This window comes from Oscillatoria sp. FACHB-1406, assembly GCF_014698145.1.
Lineage (GTDB): Bacteria > Cyanobacteriota > Cyanobacteriia > Cyanobacteriales > Spirulinaceae > FACHB-1406.
Map to the genome: position 1 here is coordinate 45873 of NZ_JACJSM010000017.1, position 20815 is coordinate 66687.

The 20815-nt window shown below is 48.9% G+C and carries 21 protein-coding genes; 11 read left to right on the forward strand and 10 right to left on the reverse strand.

Translation table 11 applies throughout. The annotated features are described in order from the left end of the window. Nucleotides 1-72: 72 nt before the first annotated feature. Nucleotides 73-789: a hypothetical protein gene (locus H6G50_RS16350; RefSeq protein WP_190718361.1), complete on the reverse strand. Its 717-nt coding sequence runs from the start codon at nt 787-789 to the stop codon at nt 73-75. Between the two features lie 30 nt (nt 790-819). After that, on the reverse strand, nt 820-951 hold the full coding sequence (locus tag H6G50_RS24465; protein ID WP_277882699.1) for a hypothetical protein: 132 nt from the start codon (nt 949-951) through the stop codon (nt 820-822). A gap of 61 nt (nt 952-1012) precedes the next feature. Here H6G50_RS24465 and H6G50_RS16355 point away from each other — a divergent pair, with 61 nt between their 5' ends. The 5 genes from H6G50_RS16355 to H6G50_RS16375 all read left to right on the forward strand — a co-directional run bounded on the left by H6G50_RS16355 (nt 1013) and on the right by H6G50_RS16375 (nt 5353). After that, nucleotides 1013-2074, forward strand: a complete 1062-nt coding sequence (locus tag H6G50_RS16355) for a sulfate ABC transporter substrate-binding protein (RefSeq protein WP_190718364.1) — start codon at nt 1013-1015, stop codon at nt 2072-2074. Nucleotides 2075-2119: 45 nt separating this feature from the next. Then, on the forward strand, nt 2120-2422 hold the full coding sequence (locus H6G50_RS16360; RefSeq protein ID WP_190718367.1) for an NIL domain-containing protein: 303 nt from the start codon (nt 2120-2122) through the stop codon (nt 2420-2422). A gap of 14 nt (nt 2423-2436) precedes the next feature. Further along, nucleotides 2437-3297: a sulfate ABC transporter permease subunit CysT gene (cysT, locus tag H6G50_RS16365; protein ID WP_190718370.1), complete on the forward strand. Its 861-nt coding sequence runs from the start codon at nt 2437-2439 to the stop codon at nt 3295-3297. Beyond that, on the forward strand, nt 3284-4096 hold the full coding sequence (gene cysW / locus H6G50_RS16370) for a sulfate ABC transporter permease subunit CysW (protein WP_190718373.1): 813 nt from the start codon (nt 3284-3286) through the stop codon (nt 4094-4096). Before cysT ends, cysW begins: the two co-directional genes overlap by 14 nt. A 249-nt stretch (nt 4097-4345) precedes the next feature. After that, nucleotides 4346-5353 carry a sulfate/molybdate ABC transporter ATP-binding protein gene (locus H6G50_RS16375; protein ID WP_190718377.1) on the forward strand — a complete coding sequence of 336 codons (1008 nt, stop codon included), beginning with the start codon at nt 4346-4348 and terminating at the stop codon, nt 5351-5353. On the opposite strand, the gene H6G50_RS16380 is transcribed toward H6G50_RS16375, so the two are convergent. Both H6G50_RS16380 and H6G50_RS16385 read right to left on the reverse strand, forming a co-directional pair. Beyond that, a complete protein-coding gene (locus tag H6G50_RS16380; RefSeq protein WP_190718380.1) occupies nt 5350-7422 on the reverse strand; it encodes a CHASE domain-containing protein in 2073 nt (690 codons plus the stop codon). The two genes, H6G50_RS16375 and H6G50_RS16380, sit on opposite strands and share 4 nt — an antisense overlap. Before the next feature lie 219 nt (nt 7423-7641). After that, nucleotides 7642-8382: an alpha/beta hydrolase gene (locus H6G50_RS16385; protein ID WP_190718383.1), complete on the reverse strand. Its 741-nt coding sequence runs from the start codon at nt 8380-8382 to the stop codon at nt 7642-7644. Nucleotides 8383-8797: 415 nt separating this feature from the next. Here H6G50_RS16385 and H6G50_RS16390 point away from each other — a divergent pair, with 415 nt between their 5' ends. Continuing rightward, on the forward strand, nt 8798-9865 hold the full coding sequence (locus H6G50_RS16390) for a chlorophyll a/b binding light-harvesting protein (RefSeq protein WP_190718386.1): 1068 nt from the start codon (nt 8798-8800) through the stop codon (nt 9863-9865). A gap of 219 nt (nt 9866-10084) precedes the next feature. Beyond that, entirely contained in the window at nt 10085-10492 is a 408-nt protein-coding gene (locus H6G50_RS16395) for a response regulator (protein WP_190718390.1), read from the forward strand. 229 nt (nt 10493-10721) lie between these two features. Here H6G50_RS16395 and H6G50_RS16400 read toward each other — a convergent pair whose 3' ends face one another. The 3 genes from H6G50_RS16400 to H6G50_RS16410 form a co-directional block, all read right to left on the reverse strand. Further along, nucleotides 10722-11291, reverse strand: coding sequence for a TerD family protein (locus tag H6G50_RS16400; protein ID WP_190718393.1), 570 nt, complete (start codon nt 11289-11291; stop codon nt 10722-10724). A gap of 98 nt (nt 11292-11389) precedes the next feature. After that, complete coding sequence (gene gmk / locus H6G50_RS16405) at nt 11390-11947, reverse strand: guanylate kinase (RefSeq protein WP_190718396.1); 558 nt, start codon at nt 11945-11947, stop codon at nt 11390-11392. Nucleotides 11948-11964: 17 nt separating this feature from the next. Then, entirely contained in the window at nt 11965-12228 is a 264-nt protein-coding gene (locus H6G50_RS16410) for a DUF370 domain-containing protein (RefSeq protein WP_190718399.1), read from the reverse strand. 250 nt (nt 12229-12478) lie between these two features. Between H6G50_RS16410 and H6G50_RS16415 the strand changes: the two genes are divergently transcribed. Both H6G50_RS16415 and metK read left to right on the forward strand, forming a co-directional pair. Continuing rightward, nucleotides 12479-14227 (forward strand): NFACT family protein, encoded by a 1749-nt coding sequence (locus H6G50_RS16415; RefSeq protein WP_190718401.1) that lies wholly within the window; start codon nt 12479-12481, stop codon nt 14225-14227. A 236-nt stretch (nt 14228-14463) separates the two neighbouring features. Beyond that, nucleotides 14464-15705, forward strand: a complete 1242-nt coding sequence (gene metK, locus H6G50_RS16420; RefSeq protein WP_190718404.1) for a methionine adenosyltransferase — start codon at nt 14464-14466, stop codon at nt 15703-15705. 156 nt (nt 15706-15861) lie between these two features. Here metK and H6G50_RS16425 read toward each other — a convergent pair whose 3' ends face one another. The 3 genes from H6G50_RS16425 to H6G50_RS16435 form a co-directional block, all read right to left on the reverse strand. After that, nucleotides 15862-16551 carry a tetratricopeptide repeat protein gene (locus H6G50_RS16425; RefSeq protein ID WP_190718407.1) on the reverse strand — a complete coding sequence of 230 codons (690 nt, stop codon included), beginning with the start codon at nt 16549-16551 and terminating at the stop codon, nt 15862-15864. Between the two features lie 96 nt (nt 16552-16647). Beyond that, nucleotides 16648-17469, reverse strand: a complete 822-nt coding sequence (locus H6G50_RS16430; protein ID WP_190718410.1) for a phytoene/squalene synthase family protein — start codon at nt 17467-17469, stop codon at nt 16648-16650. Nucleotides 17470-17735: 266 nt separating this feature from the next. Beyond that, nucleotides 17736-18125 carry a hypothetical protein gene (locus tag H6G50_RS16435; protein ID WP_190718412.1) on the reverse strand — a complete coding sequence of 130 codons (390 nt, stop codon included), beginning with the start codon at nt 18123-18125 and terminating at the stop codon, nt 17736-17738. 191 nt (nt 18126-18316) lie between these two features. On the opposite strand from H6G50_RS16435, the gene queA reads away from it, so the two are divergent. Beyond that, nucleotides 18317-19417, forward strand: coding sequence for a tRNA preQ1(34) S-adenosylmethionine ribosyltransferase-isomerase QueA (gene queA, locus H6G50_RS16440; RefSeq protein WP_190718415.1), 1101 nt, complete (start codon nt 18317-18319; stop codon nt 19415-19417). Between the two features lie 124 nt (nt 19418-19541). Continuing rightward, nucleotides 19542-20807, forward strand: coding sequence for a tetratricopeptide repeat protein (locus H6G50_RS16445; RefSeq protein WP_190718418.1), 1266 nt, complete (start codon nt 19542-19544; stop codon nt 20805-20807). Nucleotides 20808-20815 lie beyond the last annotated feature (8 nt).

Below are 20815 nucleotides of genomic sequence, written 5' to 3' on the forward strand. Positions count from 1 at the left end.
GGCGGAGTTTCAGCTTTGAGAGTGATAGATCGCTGGAACCCCCTGTAAGTCCCCAGCATCACCAGCTAGTCGCTAAAAGGGCAAACCGGGGAAGCCGCCGGGAAGACCGGGAAGATTGAAACCGGGTAGGCGGGGTAAATTGATATTAGGATATAAGCTTTGTAGGGCTTCTTGAAGTTTGCCTGCGCCGGGAATAGGAATCTGAAAACCGTTAAATAAACTGCCCTGGAGCAAATTCTCAATATCCGCTTGCGAGAGGTCAAAGAGTTGACTGAAGAAACCGTCGGGGGAAATATCGAGGCGCTTTCCTTGCGCGATCGCGAGTTTTTCCGAACTGCCGGTTTTATTGACCTGCACCTCTCCTTCCAAAACTTTAACGCTGGATTGACCTTGTTTATCGACTTCTAAAACGTAAACCGTCCCTTGCACCGCAACTTCAAAGTTTGCCGCGCAACCGTTAGCCGGACCGCTGGCTAAAAGTAAACCTTCCTTAACTTCGATGCACTGACCGATCGTAATCTTCGAGTTCGGCCCCATGCGTCCTACCGAACCGTTGTTGAAAGCGAGGGAGGCGCGAGCTTCTTGGGTCGATACGGTTTGCTTGAAGCTCGCCGTATCGTTGACTTTGGCGGGGTTTTGCTCGATGAATACGCGATCGCTGTCCAATATCTCCTGAATCGTAACGAGATCGATCTGTGCTGAGGCTGGAACTTGAGTCGAAGCGATCGCGATAACCAAGCCGACGAGCGCGGCCAAAAGAAGGGTTCCCATTCGACGCTGCTTTAACACTGCAATAGTCCTTGAATCTACGAAATAGGGTTAGGCATCGACGAATTGGGGGCGAAAAAGTTCCGCGATCGCCAAAAATCGACCATTTGCCCTCGCTGCCGCCCATTTCAAACTCAAGCTATAATTAATTTCAGTTAAAATCGCAAATGTATTGAAATTCATCCCAAACTAAACTAAACTAACTTCACACAAGAAACAAAACCGAAGTCCAAACGTATTAGAAATGAAAAGACCCTTACGCTTTCTGGGTTTAGCACTGGCAGGACTGGTAGCAAGCTGGACGGTTGCCGCTTGTTCTAGCGGAGGAACCCAGAACGCCGCCAACAACCCTTCAAAACCGGGCGGCAAAGAACCCACAAAAATTACCCTCGTCTCTTACGCCGTTACCCAAAGCGCTTACGAAAAAATCGTGCCGCAGTTCGTCAAGCAATGGCAGGAAAAAACCGGGCAAACCGTCACCGTCGAACAAAGCTACGGCGGTTCCGGTTCCCAAACCCGCGCCGTGATTGACGGACTCGAAGCCGATGTCGTCGCCCTCGCCCTCGCCCTCGACACCAAAAAGATCGAAAAAGCGGGCTTAATCCAACCGGGATGGGAAACTGAAGCGCCCAACGACGCAATTGTCCATAAATCCGTCGCCGCCCTCGTCACCCGCGACAGCAAAACCAAAATCGCTAAATGGTCGGATCTCGCCAACGACAACATCAAAACCATCACTGCCAACCCGAAAACTTCCGGCGGTGCGCGTTGGAACTTCCTCGCGCTGTGGGGTGGGGTAACGCAAGCGGGCGGCAGCGAACAACAAGCACAGGAATTTGTGGAGAAAGTCTTCAAAAATGTCCCCGTTCTCCCCAAAGATGCGCGAGAAGCGAGTGACGTTTTTTACAAGCAAGGTCAAGGCAACGTCCTGATTAACTACGAAAACGAAGTTCTCCTCGCTAAGCAAAAAGGCGATCAATCACCTTACTTCGTTCCCACCGACTACAACATTTCCATTGATAGTCCCGTTGCTGTTGTCGATAAAAATGTTGACAAACATGGAACCCGCGAAGTTGCTGAAGCTTTTGTGAAGTTTCTGTTTACGCCGGAAGCCCAGCGAGAATTCGCTAAAGTCGGCTTCCGTCCGATTGATGAAACTGTCGCTAAAGACTTTACCGCCCAATATCCTAAAGTTAATAAACTTTTTACAGTAAAAGATTTAGGCGGTTGGGACGCAATTCAAAAGAAATTTTTTGACGATGGAGCGACCTTCGACAAAATTCTTGCTAAAACGGGTAAATCTTAATACTGTTGAGGCGTTTTATAACTGACCCTCTTTTTGGAGCTAACCATGAATAATCCCACAGTCCTTAAGCTAGATGAGTCGGGAAATAATCGCCCGACGCAAGCAAGAATTCGCATTCGAGTTCCTAAAAAATATCATCGAGAAGCAGTTCTTTCTCAGCTGGTTTTACACCACGGTTTAGAAGTCAATATCCTCAGCGCTATTTTAGGTGGTAATGGGGAAGGAGATGGCTGGTTCGATCTTCAGCTTTTTGGAACCTCGCAACAAATCGACGATGCGCTAATCGAGCTAACCGAACGCGATATTCAAATTCTCGACAGCGTTGGGACAAACCAAGATGGTTGGTAATTAAAACAATAAAAATGACGCTCGAATCTTCTCAATTACAGTCCTACCCATCGAACTCGCTGCGCGATCGCTTTTCGGGTATTTCTCTGCCTTGGACGGTTACAATTTCCTACCTCGTCCTGCTTCTCCTACTGCCCGCAGCAGCATTAATTACTAAATCGATCGCGCTTGGAATTCCTGAATTTTGGCGCGTTGCTACCAGTCCGATTGCCCTCTCAGCATACAATGTTACGTTTGTAACGGCGCTACTTGCTGGAGCGATTAACGGTATTATGGGCAGTTTAATTGCTTGGGTTTTCGTTCGCTATTCTTTCCCAGGGCGAAAAGTTCTAGATGCTGCGATCGATTTGCCTTTTGCCCTACCAACTTCTGTCGCAGGCTTAGTATTAGCAACTGTCTACAGCGATAAAGGCTGGCTCGGTCAACTGTTTGTCCCCTTCGGCATCAAAATTGCCTTTACTCGTTTGGGCGTTTTTGTGGCTATGCTGTTTATTTCTTTACCTTTTGTGGTGAGAACGCTGCAACCCGTTTTACAAGAGATGGAAAAGGAACTCGAAGAAGCAGCTTGGTCTTTAGGGGCTTCCCAATGGCAAACGTTTACTAAAGTTTTAATGCCGCCTTTAATTCCCCCAGTTTTGACAGGAGTTGCATTGGGATTTTCGCGAGCGGTGGGCGAATATGGCTCTGTTGTTATTGTTGCTTCTAACATTCCTTTCCAGGATTTAATTGCGCCGGTTTTAGTGTTCCAACGGTTAGAACAGTACGATTATGTCGGAGCAACCGTCATCGGAACGGTATTGCTATTCGCTTCTCTAGTTTTGCTGCTAGCGATTAACTTATTACAACAGTGGGGTCGTCGCTATGCAGTCCGATAAGTTGCCTCGGTTTCTTTTAATTGGTACAGCAATTCTTTACCTTGCGCTCTTGCTAATTGTTCCTGCTTGTGCTGTCGTTTACGAAGCTTTACATAAAGGGGTAGGAGCATTTCTCGAGGCGGTTAGAATTACTGGATTTGCTGAAGCAATTAAACTGACCATTATTGTCACCGCGATCGCTGTTCCTTTGAATACAGTTTTTGGGTTGTGCGCGGCGTGGGTTATTGCTCGCAATCAGTTTCGCGGGCGCGCCTTACTGATGAGTATTATCGACTTACCGTTTTCTATTTCTCCGGTTGTCGCGGGGTTAATGCTGGTTCTTTTATACGGACGTAATGGCTGGTTTGGCGGTTTAGTCGAAACGATCGGAATTAAAGTAATTTTTGCTCTGCCTGGAATGGTGCTAGCAACAATCTTTGTTACTCTTCCGTTTGTCGCGCGAGAAGTGATTCCAGTATTAGAAGAAATCGGCTCGGAACAAGAAGAAGCTGCGCGAACTTTAGGCGCGAGCGATTGGCAAATTTTCTGGAGAGTGACGCTACCTAGTATTCGCTGGGGTTTGCTTTACGGTTTGTTATTAACGAATGCGCGGGCGATGGGTGAATTTGGAGCCGTGGCGGTCGTTTCCGGAAGTATTTTAGGGAAGACAGCAACGCTCCCGATTTTCGTCGAACTTGCCTACAAAAACTATCATACGGAAGCGGCATTTAGTGCGGCACTTTTGCTGGGTTTGCTAGCAGGTTTTACACTTCTTGTTAAGGAAATTCTCGAACGTCGCGTTCAAAGGAAAGCCGATTAATAATGAATAGTGAATAATGAATGATTTTAGTTTAAGACGACTGGGCTGAGATGCGAATAAAAAGTTTTATAGCGCTACTTACTTTTAAATATACGTTTCTTAACCCACAAAAGTCTTAGCTGGTGGGCGCTGCCCACTCTACCTAACTAGGCTGAGGTGCAAATAAAAAGTTTTACCTTTTGATTCAAGCTTGTTGCTACGCCTCACTACCTCTACTCCCTCATTTTGAATTTTGGATTGTGAATTCCCATGAGTATTATTGTCGATCGCGTTTCTAAAAATTTCGGTTCCTTCCAAGCCCTAGATAACGTCAGCTTAAAGGTTAAAGAAGGAAGCCTAGTCGCCCTACTCGGGCCGTCGGGTTCGGGCAAATCTACCTTACTGCGCGCGATCGCGGGACTAGAAAGCCCCGATCGCGGTACTATCCTCATCAACGGTCGCGATACCAACGGTCTCGACGTGCGGCGGCGCAACATCGGCTTTGTCTTCCAACACTACGCCCTGTTCAAGCACCTCACCGTGCGCCAAAATATCGCCTTTGGTTTGGAAATTCATAAAAAAACAGGCCCCTACGTCAAGCAGCGAGTTGAAGAACTGCTCGAACTGATTCAATTGCAAGGACTCGGCAATCGTTACCCCGCTCAACTCTCCGGCGGACAGCGGCAGCGCGTCGCCCTCGCCCGCGCCCTCGCCGTCCAACCCCAAGTCTTGCTTCTTGACGAACCTTTCGGCGCGCTCGATGCCAAAGTTCGTAAAGAATTGCGCGCTTGGTTGCGGAAACTCCACGATGAAGTCCACGTCACCAGCGTTTTTGTCACCCACGACCAAGAAGAAGCGATGGAAGTTGCAGACGAACTGGTAGTGATGAATAAAGGGCGTATCGAACAAGTCGGAACTCCCGCCGAAATTTACGAAAATCCTGCTACGCCGTTTGTGATGAGTTTTGTAGGCGAAGTGAACGTGCTACCGGGAACTGCGAGTTTGTTTGACGGGCGAGATTTACCGAAGAACGGCGAGCGCGCTTTTGTCCGCCCCCACGAGTTCGAGCTTCAATTGGACAACGACGGACAAAGCACCAAAGCTGTTGTCAAACGTATCGTTCATTTAGGGTGGGAAATTCAAGTCGAACTCGAGCTTCCCGATAGCTTAAACGCGATCGCGCATTTAAGTCGAGAACGATTCGCCCACCTCGATTTAGAACCCGGACAGTTTGTATTTGTCAAGCCCCGACGCACCAAGTTTTTCGCCGCCGCTTAAGGGCTAAACCGGGGAATTTCAATCGAAAATGCGGCTCCCTTTCCGGGACTCGATTCGCAGTATAACTTACCTCGATGAAAGTCCCGAACGATGCGATCGCTAATCGACAATCCCAAGCCCGTCCCTTTTCCCACGCTTTTAGTCGTGAAAAAGGGATTAAATAACTGTTGTTTGATCTCTTCAGGAATGCCAATTCCATTATCGGCAATCCGAATTTTAAAAATATCTGTTTCAACTTGTGTTTGAATCCAGATCTTAGGAGTATCTTTCAGCTTTTTCTCCAACCAAGCTTCTTCTAAAGCATCGATCGCGTTGCTCAAAATATTCATGAAAACTTGATTGAGTTGACCGGCATTGCATTTAAGAAAATGGCACTCATCATAACGTTCAATAATCTGAATCTTAGGTCTTTCGCCCTGCTCTTTTAAGCGATGTTTCAAAAGCGCTAGCGTACTTTTAATACCGCTGCAAACATCAACATCCTTCATGGAGTTTTCATCTTTTCTCGCAAAATTACGCATCGAACTTACAATTTCTTGGATGCGGGTAACTCCACTTTCCATCGATTTTAAGATTTTAGGAAAATCTTGACGAATATAGTCGAGTTCGAGATTAATGATTTCTTCTTGAATTTCCGATTCTGGCTGAGGATAGTGCTGTTGATATAGCGAAATCAAGGTTAATAGATGCTGACTGTATTCAATCGCATAATTAATGTTGCCATCAATGAAATTGATAGGATTATTAATTTCGTGAGCAATTCCGGCAACTAATTGTCCGAGACCTGACATTTTTTCGCTGTGAATGAGTTGCAGTTGTGCTTCCTGAAGTTTCTGGAGACTGGCTTCGAGTTCGTCTTTTTGCTGTTTTAATAAGCCTTCTGAAACCGTTAAAGCTTGAAGCAATCGATCTTGTTGGACGGAACGTTCTAGGGACATGACGAGATAAAGCGTCAGAAGACTCGTACCGAATAAGCCAAGTCCTAAAACGCCCAAGGTTCGCCAAGGCGTTTCGTTAAAGTCAGCAGTGGGAATAACTAATAGCGACCATTCTTGCCCTTGTAAGTTAACCGTTCGCAGGCAATTGCTCGTATTTTTGCCGTAAGGACAGGCAATGCTAAAAGGCAATCCGGGTGAGGGACCTATTCGCTTTGGGCTTACGTCGGGATTAATAATGAAGCTCTGCGTTGTGGCATCGTAAGCGATGAGGAAAAGATCGCGCGGCGTATTGAGTCCTTTTTGGAGCGCGGATTCTAAGCGATCGACCGACATTTCATAAAGGTACAAATCCAAAGATTCAGGATTGAATTCTTTTAGGGAAGCCTTGACAATTTCAGCGATTTGAATGGCAACAAAAGAAACGCCAATGAAGTCTTCGCGGCGTTTTTCCATGTTCTCTAACGGCGCATTGTAGCGGTAAATCGGCGAATAGAGAACAAACCCCAAGCCGTTGCCAGCTTCTAGGGGCAAGCGATGGGTTGCTGAAACCGTAGCCGTATCGCGGGCGCGCGCGATTGTAACTGAATTTTGCAACTGAGAAGCGCGATCGTATTGCAGGACACTTTGAAGTTTATCAGAGGGTTCGAGGTAGGTGGTTGGAAAGTATTCCGCGCGCTCCCGTGCGGGAACGATCGCGCTAGGATCGGAAGGATTATATTCCCAGATGTTACGCCCCCATTTGCGTTCGTAGTTGGCGCGATCGCCCGCCAAAATTCGAGGAGCAAAGCCTACACTCAAAATTTCTGAAGAATCGAACAGGATCGCTCGGGAAAAACGAGCGAATTCATCCTGTGAAATATTCTCCGAGGCTTCGTAAAATCCTGCTAAGGCTCTGGCAATTTTTACGGAATTATCGAGGTGGCGTTGAAAAGTTAGAGCGAGGGTGTCGGCACTGCGGGCGTATTTATCGAGATTTTTTGCTTTTTCCCAACGGTATATGGTGTAGGCAGCACCGCAAGATGAAAAAATACCTAAAAATAGAACTAACCAAACCGGAAAATAACGCAGTACCTTAGACCTGCGTTGCGGTGTGAGAAAAGCAGTAGGAAGCTTTAAGACTGCGATCGCCACTTTTCCGTTCCTTCGGGTTGAGAGTTATACCTCCAGTCGGGCTTAGTATAGATCTTTCTCCTATCAATTCGCTCTTTCATCTCAATTTCGCTCCAAACTCTAAAGATGCTTAAAGTCGCGCTGGGCTTTTTAGAGTGGCGAGGCCTGATGCGACTCCTATATCTATCTTACTGATAATCAGTTTTACCGATGAGCATTGAAACAAGAGAATCTCAAGATTTAATGCAAGGCTGATATTTCGCAATTCGTCCTATTTAAAGAAATATGGTGCCAAAATCGAACGATTTGCCTGCCCACTTCGGAAGGGTAAAGGTAATGAAAAAAGTGAGGTCCTTCGGAACACATCCAAAGTTCGTCTCCCGGTTGCAGCCAAGCACGCCATTTTTCTAGTACATTAGCATTAACAATAATGTCATCTGCGCTCCCACAAACCAGCAAAGGAACGTCAACGCCGCCCGGAGTTATGCGATCGCGTCGATAAAGCGAGTGAGGAGATAGGGAGTGCAACAAGTCTTTTTCCAAGATTTCAATTAAGCACTTTGTCGTGCGGTAATTTTGTTCTCCAAATAGGTAGCGAACTATCTGGGCGAGAATCGCGACGCGATCGCACGGTAGTTGCGCGCACAAGGTATAGTAATGCGCTTGCCAGTCGATTTCTGGATGCGCGCCTACCCCTAATAAGGTTAGCGATCGCACTCGTTCGGGATGTTCGCGGGCGTACAGTAAACCCAGCAATCCCGCTGTCCCGTGTCCGATGAGATGTAGGGGGCGATCGCACTGTTTGAGATAGTCGTGTAGCAGAACGGATGCGATCTTCAGAGAACTCGCTTCATCCGGACTCTGGCTATATTCCCAGCGCGCAATAGCAGCACGAGCGAATAAATAGCGCAGTAACGGAGCCTCAAACGGTTGAAAGCTTTCGCTCGTGTTTAACCACAAAGCCGTCGGATACTTGCTCATTCCCTTCCTCATTCAAAGCCCTCCTAGCTTCTTCTTCTTGGCATTCCAATACAGGACTGAGGCGCGCGAGTCAAAAACCCGATAACTCCGTGCCAAGTCCAGGCATCGTCTTCACCTTAAACTTATTGATATTTAAAGTCAAGTATTTATTTCAAAGACTGACTCCTCAAGACCGGCTCTCTCTACTGCTTCCATTGCTTATATTTGCTAAAGTCCCTATTTTAAAGGAGTTTTAGCTCTCAGATTAGATAAGAAAATCTGTACAGATTTCGCGATAACACAATTCTTATTGATACTAAGATGCAATTAAGCTCAAATAGAATTACACTGTTTTGCAAGTAATTGAGAATTACTTCTAATAAGCAAGGAAGCCTTGCTCTCAGACACAATCTCACAACACACTAGAGGATGCGTTATGCAGACATACGACAATCCCAACGTTAAATACGATTGGTGGGCGGGGAATGCTCGTTTCACCAACCTTTCCGGCTTATTTATAGCCGCGCACGTCGCCCAAGCGGCCCTCACCGTTTTCTGGGCAGGAGCCTTCACCTTCTTTGAACTCGCACGTTACAACCCCGAAATCCCAATGGGAGAACAAGGACTCATCCTACTTCCCCACCTCGCAACCCTCGGATTCGGTGTAGGCAAAGGCGGAGTTGTCAATGACACCTACCCTTACTTCGTCATCGGTGCTATCCACCTTATCTCTTCCGCCGTCCTCGCGGCGGGAGCGCTCTTTCATGCCTTCAAAGGCGAACCCGATCTCCAGCAAGCCTCCGGTCAGGCCCGTAATTTTCACTTCGATTGGAACGATCCGGCGAAATTGGGCTTAATTTTAGGGCATCACCTCTTATTTTTAGGGGCAGGAGCGCTCTTGTTAGTTGCGAAAGCTATGTTTTGGGGCGGACTTTACGATGCCACGATCCAAGACGTGCGTTTAGTAACCTCACCCACTCTCGACCCCTTCACGATTTTCGGCTATCAAACGCACTTTACCTCGGTTAATAACCTCGAAGATTTAGTAGGCGGTCATATTTATGTCGGTTTAATGCTGATTGGGGGCGGCATTTGGCATATTATTACACCGCCGCTGAAGTGGGCGCGCAAAGTCTTAATCTTTTCGGGCGAAGCAATTCTCTCGTATTCTTTGGGCGGTATTGCGCTTGCGGGTTTTGTGGCGGCGTACTTCTGTGCGGTCAACACTTTAGCCTATCCAGTAGAATTTTACGGCCCAACACTGGCATTGAAGTTCGGAGTTGCACCTTATTTTGCCGATACGGTGGAATTAGCGAACGGAGCGCACACCGCGCGTTGCTGGCTGGCTAACGCTCACTTTTTCTTAGCTTTCTTCTTCCTACAAGGACATCTCTGGCACGCCTTGCGGGCGATGGGCTTTGATTTTCGTCGCATCTGGACGGCGTTAGACAATGCGGCAATTCCTCAAGCTGCCGCGCCAATGTCAACTGAGGCAACAAAATAGGAATCAGAAAAACCGGGTTTCTATCAGTCTAGAGAGCAATCTCTAGATTTTTTTGATGGCGTTTGGAGTGAGGAGAGTAGGACGCGGTACGTCCACCGCGCGATCGCTCTAACAAGACTTTGTTAAGTTTGACCGCATAGCTTAGAGCAATGGGCTATACTAAACCTAGCTCCGTAATAACCCGCAAGCTGTTGTTTTTAATAACATAATATACCTATCATGACTACCGTCTTGATTGTTGAGGACGATCCAATTAATCTGCGTGTATTTTCTAAAATTCTTACTAAGTGGGGAGGTATGGACGTTAAAGGGACAGAAGATGTTGAAGAAGTGTTGCAAGCTTCTGAAGCCGGAGAAGTGGATATTATCCTGATGGATGTCTCTTTAAGCAATAGCGCTTATCAGGGTAAGCCTGTGGATGGTTTGAAAATCACTCAATTGCTGAAAGCCAATCCCACGACAGCGAAGTTGCCGGTGATTTTAGTGACGGCTCACGCTTTAAAGGGCGATCGCGAAAATTTCCTTGCTAAAAGCGGTGCAGATGGCTACATCGCTAAACCAATTGTCGATCATCAAGGATTTGTCGAGTGCGTCCAAGAATTTTTACCGAAAGCTTGGGCTTGTTGAAGTAACGAACATCGCTCGACTTAGATTTTGGGTTGGATTGGCGGTTATTGCCGACTTAGGTTGCTAACGTAGTAGGGGAAAATGACCAAATAATTCGTAATTCGTAATTTCAGGTCAGACGATTCGCTACTTCCCGCCTAAAATCTTGACAAAACCACACATGAGTTTGCGATTTTGTCAAGTCTTTCGGCTGGATGGCCTCTCGATGAATTAATGAGGTTAGGGCGTTTTATTGATAGCGCTCGACCAAACCTTCTAATCCGCCGGAGTATCCTTCGCCCACTGCCGTCATCGACCAACTCGAACCCGCACGCTTAAACTTCGCCATCACCACTGCTGTTTCGTTCGAGAATTGCGCGTCGAGATCGTAGCGTAAAACTTCTTCGCGCGTGGCGATATTCACTAAGCGCACGTAAGCTTCGCTCACCATCCCAAAATTCTGACCTCGCGCTGTCGCTTCATGGATGGTAATGCAAACCAAAATTTCTTCAACGGCAGGGTCTACTTTACGCAGATCCATGATAATTGCTTCGTCGTCGCCGTCACCTTCGCCAGTGCGATTATCGCCGGTGAGTTCCAAAGCGGGAGAGGATTCCGGCGATCGCTTCTGATTGTAAAAAACGAAATGTTTATCGGATACTAAATGCCCGTTACTTCCCAACATCATCACGGATACATCAAGGTCAAACGATGCACCGTCGCTGCCTACATCCCATCCCAAACCGGCAAAAGCGGCATCTAAATTCGGTAGGACTTTTTCTAAGCTAATCGTACTTCCTTTACTGAGATTAATCGCCATAAAGTCGCTTTCCTCCGTTAATTCTTAATGATAACCAATATAACAATATCGAATCAGTCGTGCGATTTATCCAATTCTTAATTGTCAATTTTTACTTTTTAGGGTTTAGCAAAAATAGTAGCTTCTAGGTCGCGGATAGCTTGCTCGAAGTCGTCGTTAATAACCAGAACGTCAAACTCTTTGCCGGTGTCGATTTCGGTTTTGGCTCGTTCGAGGCGCTTGAGAATAGCAGCTTCGGAATCCGTACCGCGATCGCGCAATCGACGTTCTAACTCTTCGAGTGAGGGGGGCAAAATAAAAATCCGCAGCGCTTTAGGAAAAGTTATGTAAATCTGTTTCGCTCCTACGATTTCAATCTCCAGTAAGATTTGCTGTCCGAGAGCGATCTTTTCTTCAACCAAAGCGCGCGGCGTACCGTAATAATTCCCCGCATACTCCGCCCATTCCAAAAATTGTCCGTTCGCGATCGCCTCACAGAAGCGATCGCGCGATAGGAAATAGTAATCTTTCCCTTCTACTTCCCCAACACGGGGATCCCGAGTTGTTGCCGATACAGAAAGGTTTAATTCAGGATGACGGGAGAGTAGCGATCGCACTAAGGTTCCTTTCCCAACACCACTCGGCCCGGTAATAACAATGAGGCGGCCAGTTTGCATGAAATGCAGTAGATGCTTTAATGAGTGCTATTAGAATCTTTGCTGACAACAAATCGATTCGCAACAGTTTCCGGTTGTATTGCCGACAGCACGACGTGGCTGGAGTCAGTAATAATCACCGCTCGAGTCCGACGGCCGTAAGTTGCATCAATGAGTTGTCCGCGCTCGCGAGCTTCAGAGATCGTGCGCTTGATCGGAGCCGATTCTGGGCTGACAATCGCGACAATGCGGTTGGCAGAGACTATATTCCCGAAACCGATATTGATGAGTTGAATGTCCATAAATAATGTTCGAGTTATGGGGCGAACGCCTAAAGAACCGTAATTTCCATATTATCGACAAATATTCAGCACTACAATGCTAAAAATCACTAAAATCAGGGTTATTTTACAGTCACGTTCGATATTTATCTGATTTATAGCTCAGATTCCGTTAAGCGTCTTCGCTCGTAAGAAAGATATTTTTTAAGCTCTTCTTTACTATTTAAGATAGCGCGTTTAACCCGCTCGATCCGCTTCTGCGTCAATTCTAATGCAACCTGTTGATTTCACCACTCTGACGGCGACCGTTGCCGAACTCCGTTCTGGCTGGCTGCCCGCACGCATCGAACAAGTTTATCAGCGCGATCGCACCACCCTCGCCCTCGCCCTCCGCACCCTCAACGGTCGCGACTGGCTGACGTTGTGCTGGCATCCCCAAGCCGCGCGCCTCTGCATTGGCACTCCGCCACCGCGCCTCCCCGATACCTTCACCTTCAGCGACCAATTGCGACACCAACTCAATGGTTTAGCCCTCGCTCGCATCGACGCGATCGCGCCTTGGGAAAGAGTTCTCGATTTGCAATTCGCCCAACGTCCCGGCGAACCCGCGCTCTGGCATCTCTACGTGGAGATTATGGGCAAGTATAGCAACGTCATCCTCACCGACGCAAACCGCCAAATTGTAACCTGCGCTTACCAGGTGAGCGATCGCCAGTCCAGCTATCGCACCGTACAAACCGGACAACCTTACGAACTACCGCCGCCCCTCGTCGCTGCTACGCCCCACGCCGACGAACCCCAAGCCCGCTGGCAAGAACGCATTGCCCTGATTCCCGGTTCCCTAGAGCGCCAACTCCTAAAAAGCTATCGCGGTTTGAGTCCGACAGTTGTCAAACAACTCATCGCCGCCGCCGGACTCGCGCCTCAACAAAGCACCGAGACACTCGCGCAAAGCGATTGGCAGCACTTATTTCAACGCTGGCAAGAATGGTGCGAGGTACTCGCAACGGAAACTTTTTATCCCGGTTGGACGGAAAATGGCTATACCGTTCTTCCTTGGGGAGAATCGCGCCCCGAAAAAAACGTTCAAACCCTACTCGATCGCTACTATACCCAACAACTCGCCCGTCAAAGTTTCCAACAACTGCACCATCAACTCGCCCAAAAACTCAACTCTCTGCTCTCGAAATTGCGTGTTAAAGCGACAACATTTCGCGATCGCCTCAATAGCTCCGACGCAGCCGAAACCTATCGCGATCGCGCCGATCTGCTCATGGCGCACTTACATCTATGGCAACCGGGACTAAAAGTGATGACCATTGAGGACTTTACCACCTGCGAACCCGTCGCTATTACCCTCAACCCCGAAAAAAATGCCGTCCAAAACGCCCAAGCTCTTTACAAACAGTACCAAAAGCTCAAACGCGCCCGTTTTGCCGTCGAGCCGCTTCTGCAAGCCGTTAGCGAAGAAATCGACTATTTGGAACAAGTAGAAACGGCTTTGAATGCGCTCGATAATTATGCCGCTGACGACGATCTCGCTGCCTTAGAAGAGATTCGCGAAGAGTTAATCGTGCAGGGGTACTTAGAAGCAACGAAAGACCGCAACCGCAGCGAAAATAACGAATCGCAACCCTATCGGTATGTTTCGCCTTCGGGTTTTGAAGTCTGGGTGGGGCGCAATAATCGCCAAAACGACCAACTGACGTTTCGTACTGCCGGAGAGTACGATTTGTGGTTTCACGCCCAAGAAATTGCCGGTTCTCACGTTTTGCTGCGCTTGCTTCCCGGTGCGGCGGCGGAGGAAGCCGATTTGCAGTTTGCAGCAGATTTAGCCGCTCATTATAGTCGCGGACGGGCGAGCGATCGCGTCCCAGTTATTTATACTCAACCGAAGTACGTTTATAAGCCCAAGGGAGCTAAACCGGGGATTGCCGTATACAAGCAAGAACGGGTGATTTGGGGAAGTGCGGCAAGAATTCAAACTCTGTTAGTTAGCGAGCCACTCAGTTTCGGTTGACACTTCCCGCTCTGTCATAGACGGGGATTCTTTCATCACAGGGAGTCTAATGACTTTACCCTCTGAAAGCATCTTGACGGTATGCCCTACCGCTGCGAGTCCACGTTGAGCTACCACTTGATTTGAGGAAAGCAGACGACTTACACAGCGGTCTGGGTGGTTTATGATGAAATGCAGACCCCGAAAACCCCAATTCAATTTGTCACCATCCCCACTGTTAGGAGGACTATCTAACATTGTCTCGCCGCTATCTTTTTACTTCCGAATCAGTTACAGAAGGTCATCCCGATAAAATTTGCGATCGCATCTCCGACGCAATTCTCGATGCCCTTTTAACCGAAGATCCCTACAGTCGCGTTGCTGCTGAGGTCGTTGTCAATACCGGTCTCGTGTTAATTACTGGGGAAATTACCTCGAAAGCACAGATTAATTATGTCAATGTAGCGCGCAATGTCATTGCGGAAATTGGCTATACAGATGCCAATAATGGTTTTGCTGCTAACAGTTGTTCTGTTCTCGTCGCTTTAGACGAGCAATCGCCGGACATCGCGCAAGGCGTGACGGAAGCGCAGGAAAAACGCGATGCAACGAGCGATGACAAACTGGATAAAATTGGTGCAGGCGACCAAGGTTTGATGTTTGGTTTTGCCTGTAATGAAACGCCGGAATTGATGCCCCTGCCGATCAGTCTCGCCCACCGGATTTCGCGTCAATTAGCAGCGGTGCGGAAATCGGGAGAACTGCCTTATTTGGGCCCCGATGGCAAAACACAGGTTAGCGTCATTTATGAAGACGGCAAACCCGTGGGTATCGATACGATTTTAATCTCTACTCAACATTCGGAAGCGATCGGCGAATTAACAGAAAATTCGGCGATTCAAGAGAAGATTAAAGCAGATCTTGAAGAATTCGTTGTCAAGCCCGTTTTTGCCGATATTAACGTTAAACCTGACGAAAATACGCGCTTTTTAGTCAATCCCACGGGAAAATTTGTCATCGGCGGACCGCAAGGCGATTCCGGTTTAACGGGTCGTAAAATTATCGTCGATACCTACGGCGGTTATTCTCGTCATGGCGGCGGTGCATTTTCGGGGAAAGATCCAACTAAGGTAGACCGTTCTGCGGCTTATGCTTGTCGCCACGTCGCTAAAAATATCGTTGCTGCTGGCTTGGCGGATAAGTGCGAGGTTCAGGTGAGTTACGCGATTGGGGTAGCCCGCCCGACCAGTATTTTTATCGAAACCTTCGGCACGGGCAAAGTAGATGATGAAGTGTTGTTGAAGCTAGTACAGGAGCATTTTGAATTGCGTCCTGCCGGTATCATCGAAACGTTTAATCTACGCCATCTCCCGGCGGAACGAGGCGGTCGTTTTTACCAAAATGTTGCGGCTTACGGTCATTTGGGCCGTACCGATTTAGATTTACCTTGGGAACAACTCGATCGCGTCGAACTTTTGAAAGAAGCTGCCCAGCAGTAAAAACAACGCGATTTTAAAGCGACGGGCGAAAGGTCGGCATTGCCAACTTTTTGCCCTTTTTATACCAATTCTCCGAGTTCGGACGACACATTTTGAAACTGAAACCCCTAATATATCTAGGTTTCTGAATTTTTAATTTTGAATTTTGAATTGGTATTACGGTGTCGCTTGCTGTCGCTGGCGAACGATATCGAGATTGCGCCGTGCCAAGCTATTATTCGGATCGAGTTCCAGTGCGCGGCTAAAAGCAGTCTCGGCTTCAGCGTTGCGCCCCAAATCCAGGAGAACTACGCCGCGATTGTTCCAAGCGAGGGCGTAATCGGGCTGGCTTTCGAGGGCGAGATCGTAAGCAGCGAGGGCTTCTTGGTAGCGTCGCAGGCGGCGCAGGGCCACGCCTTGATTCATCAGCGCTCGGGCGGGGCTAGCCTGTCCCCAGCGTCCGTCCCCTTTGAGGGCGCGATCGCAGCTTTCAACGGCCTCGGGATACCGTTCGAGGGCAATGAGTACGACGCAGCGGTTGTAGAGGGCGAGAGTATAAGCTGGAGCGAGGGCAATCGCGCGATCGTGGGATTCGAGCGCTTCGGCCGTTCGTTTCAATTGCTCGTGCAAAATCGCACCCCGAATCGTCCAAAGGGAAGCATCGTTCGGGGCGAGAGTAAGGGCGCGATCGCACGCATTTAGCGCTTCTAAGCCCGAACCTTCGTAACAGGAATCGGGGGCGGGAGTTGGCTCGGTGGTCGCCGCAGGAGGCATTGGAGCGCCATTATCCGCTGCTTTTACCGCAGCGATCGTCCCCAAACTCGTGCCGCCCAGAATTAGAAGAAAAGCAAGAAATTGTTGCACCATCGGAGTTGTGTTGCCTTGAATGCAGAGTTATCTAAGCGGGAAAAGACGTATTTTCCCGACCAAGGTTGCACCCCGACTCCGGTATTGCTAGCGATTTTATCGATTGCTGCTGGTCAGTTCCTCCACTAAAGCGACAACCGCACTGCGACTGAGTTTTTCGTGACCTTCTGCTAAAGCATCAAGCGTTGCATGAGCTAATCGCCAAGGAATCTGACAAAAATCTAGCGCCGGCCCGGAGGGGAGCGCTGCGATGTAAGCATCGGCGAGGATCAAATTATTGCGAGCGTAGTTTTGCATTTGCTCCGCCGCCCAGCCATTGGGAAAAAAAGTTACGCCCCGTTGTAGGTCGTCTTTGTAATTGCGAAGAATATTAACAGCTTGCAAGCCGCGCCCGAAGCCAATTGCATTGGCTCGGTGGGTTTGAGTGCCGTCATACCACGCCCAAAGGTCGGACAGAAGCAATCCTACTGCACCCGCTACACTAAAAGTATAACAATTGAGGTCGCCTTCTGTGTTGACCTGCCAATTGCGAGCCGCCCAATAGGCCATGCGATCGGACATCGCGGCCGTCGCATCCCACACTCTGGCTCGAATGCTTGCCGGTGCGAGTTTTGCCCACTCTCCAATGCGCACGGAAACTTCGGGTAGGGGATCCGGCTCGGTTTTGAGTAAGCCCGATAAGCGCTCGAAGTTGTCTCCATCTATAGCCGCTTGCAAGGAATAACTGATTTCTTGCAAAAGCAGCACTTTGCGATCGTTGGATAAGTCGGGACTATCCTCAATCTCATCAATAGCCCGCATACACAAGTAAGCAGAAGTGACTGCTTCTTGAAGCCCGCTAGGCAATCGATGGATTGGGATATAGAACGTTCTACTGGTTTCTTTCAAAACAATTAAGGCATCTGCAACCAAATCCATGCCTTTTCACTCCTCATCACTAAAAATGAACTCAGCAGCTATGGAACGCATCGAACTCTGCGGCGAACTAACTCCCTTTTACTTCAGCAGACTCAGCGCTTCTAACGAACGAGCTTACAAATATTTACCATGCTTTGGCCGATTCGCGCCGTAGCAATCTAATCCTAATACCTCGAAAACCCAACCTCCATCAGGAGATTGGGCTTAAGGATCTAAAATCTTTAGATTTTTAAGTCGATCGAACTGTACCGTCCAATCGCAGGGTATCAAGCCAAGGTTTCCGGACAATAGCCCAGCCCGCGCGCGAATTGACGGCGGAAAGCCTCGATATCGTCTTTATCCGGGTTGCCGTGGGCGACAACAGTCACTTGATAGCGCCGCATGACTTCAATGGGGGATTGTCCGGTTTCCAAACTCCAGAGCGCCATTTGCAAGCGAATATCAGGTTCGTAGGGGATTCCTAATTCGTTCATGTAGGCGAGGAAGTCCAAATGCTTGTGAGAGGACACCGGATCGCACAGTTTGATTTTCACAATCCAGCCGTCGATCTGATGGATGACGGTTACGAACTCAACTAAGACATCGTTCGCCTGACGCAAATATTCAGCGACTCTAAGCGTTAAACTAGCATTTGCAAGAAAATAGAGATAATACATAACTCACCCAGAGCAGACCTTCGTAGACACCGATCTACCTTATAGCGTCGCTTAAAAGCGAACTGAAGGGAAAGGGGAAAAGCCCCCGACTTTCACGAGGGGATTTACCCAATTCTTTCACAATTGTTGGATCTTGCCAATCTCCTCTCGCTGCCCTCAAAAAAAGAATCGCGTCAAGACTAGCCTTTCGCATGAATGAAGATTATTTACTCTCGAGCTATCATTACGAACTGCCGTCCGAAGCGATCGCGCAACAGCCCGCTTTACCAAGGGATAGTTCTCGCCTGCTCGTGATTGATTCCCCGACAACGTTCGCCCATCGTACTTTTCGGGAACTACCCGACTGCTTGCAAGCCGGGGATTTGTTGGTGTTGAATAATACGCGCGTCTTTCCCGCGCGTTTGTATGGGCGCAAGTCTACGGGCGCGCGGGTAGAAGTCTTGTTGCTCGAGGAGCGTCAGCCCAATTGTTGGTTGGCGTTAGTGAAACCTGGAAAGCGCTTTACCCTGGGTTCGGAAATTTGGTTTTTTGCACCGTCGGAAGTGGAGCAACCGGAGGCGGAACCGCAGTTACGGGCGACAGCGATCGCGCGCGATGAGGCGACGGGCGGACGCTTGTTACAGTTCGATCTGCCGCCCGAAAAGTCGCTGTTTTCAATCCTCGAAGCGATCGGGCAGGTACCGCTACCGCCCTATATCCAAGCCCGAGACTCTCTCCCTTCTCAGTATCAAACGGTTTACGCGCGCGAACTCGGTTCGGCAGCAGCGCCGACAGCAGGCTTGCACTTCACCGAAGTGCTGTTGGATGCCCTTCAACAGCGAGGGATTAGTATTGCTGATGTAACGCTGCACGTAGGCGTGGGAACGTTTCGCCCGGTGGAGACGGAGGATATTCGCTCTCACGCGATGCACTCGGAATGGTTTGAGGTGAACGCCGCAACGGTGGAGAAGATTTTGCAGACGAAGGCTGCGGGGGGACGAGTGATTGCGGTGGGAACGACGGTGGCGCGATCGCTGGAAGGGACAGCACGGGCTAAGGCTTCGGAATCTGGACTTTCTCCGTTCTCGGGGCGGACTAATTTATTTATCTATCCCGGCTATCAATGGCAAGTTGTGGATGGATTGATCACGAATTTTCACCTACCGGGTTCGAGTTTGTTGATGTTGGTAAGCGCGTTGGTGGGGCGCAAGCGCTTGCTGGAACTCTATCAAACTGCGATCGCGCAGGGCTATCGGTTTTATTCGTTCGGCGATGCCATGCTAATTTTGCCCGAGGCCAGAGGAATTCATTGATAATGGACAGTTAATAACGAAAGGCATTAAAATTTCAACGCAGCAAGAGACAGCATCAACCTGGAATTTCTTTCGTTATCCATTGTCAATTGTTCGTTGTCCATTAAATTGTTGAGGTGTGCTGATGGTGAAAAGGGCGAAAAACCGAGGAAAAGCGATCGCGCTAGTCTTAAGCCTTTCGAGCGCGATCGTTCTATTGCCGAGCGTAGCAGGAGCGGCTCCCATTCCAGAATTTTCCCGAACCAAACAGCGCATTGAAGGCTTATATACCAATAACTTGGATGCGGCGCAGTTATTGCAGCGCGGCGTGACTGAGTACAAGCGCAAAAATTATACCGTCGCCGAAGAGTCCCTGCGTCAGGCTTTGGATTTCGATCCGAGAATGGCGATCGCCTATTACTTATTGGGCAACACGCTTATGGCTCAAAATCGCAATACGGATGCGATCGCGCAGTACCAACAGGCGACCTCCCTCGACCCCAGCATGACCGAGGCGTACTACAATCTCGGCATCGCCTACTCGATGACCGGACAGTTGAATTCGGCAGCCGAAGAGTTTCAAAAAGCCCTCGTCATCAATCCCAATTTTGCAGCCGCGTACTACAATCTCGCTCATACCCTCGATACTCAGGGACGCGCGGCAGAAGCGAGCGAATATTACCGGCAAGCCTTGCGGCTGGATCCCAATAATGCTGGAGCTTACAGCAATTTGGCTTTAATTTCAGCGCGTCAGGGAAAAACTGAAGAAGCGATCGCACTGCTGCAAAATGCCGTTCGGACAGATCCTAACCTCGCGATCGCACAGTACCAACTCGGTATCCTCTACGCTCAGAAAGGGCAGTTTGAGGCAGCAGAAGCCCCTTTAACCGCAGCAGTCCAACTCGACCCCAATAATGCCGCCGCTCAGTACAATTTAGGCAGGGTACTGCTCGAATTGAACGATCCGGCAACGGCGCGCGATCGCCTCGAACGCGCGATCGCTCTGGATGCGAATAATCCCGATGCTTACCAACAACTCGGAATTGCCAAACTCAGAACCGGAGATTCAGCAGGCGCGATTGAAACGCTGCAAGCTTATCTCAGTCGCAAACCGGGAGACGCTCAAACTTACTCGAATCTCGGCCTTGCTTACCAAAAAGAAGGGAAATATGAGGACGCGATCGCGCAATACCAACGCGCCCTCAGACTCGAGCCTAACGACGCAGAAACCTTCTACAACATCGGTATTTCCCTGCACGAATCCAAACAATCCCAACGCGCGATCGCGCCCCTCCAAGAAGCCTTCCGCCTCTTTCAGCAACAAGGGCAAACCGCGCGCGCTCAAGAAGTCAAACAATACCTCGAACAAACCGTACTGCCCGAAATTCCTAAACCCGAAACAGCCCAATAAATTGAACT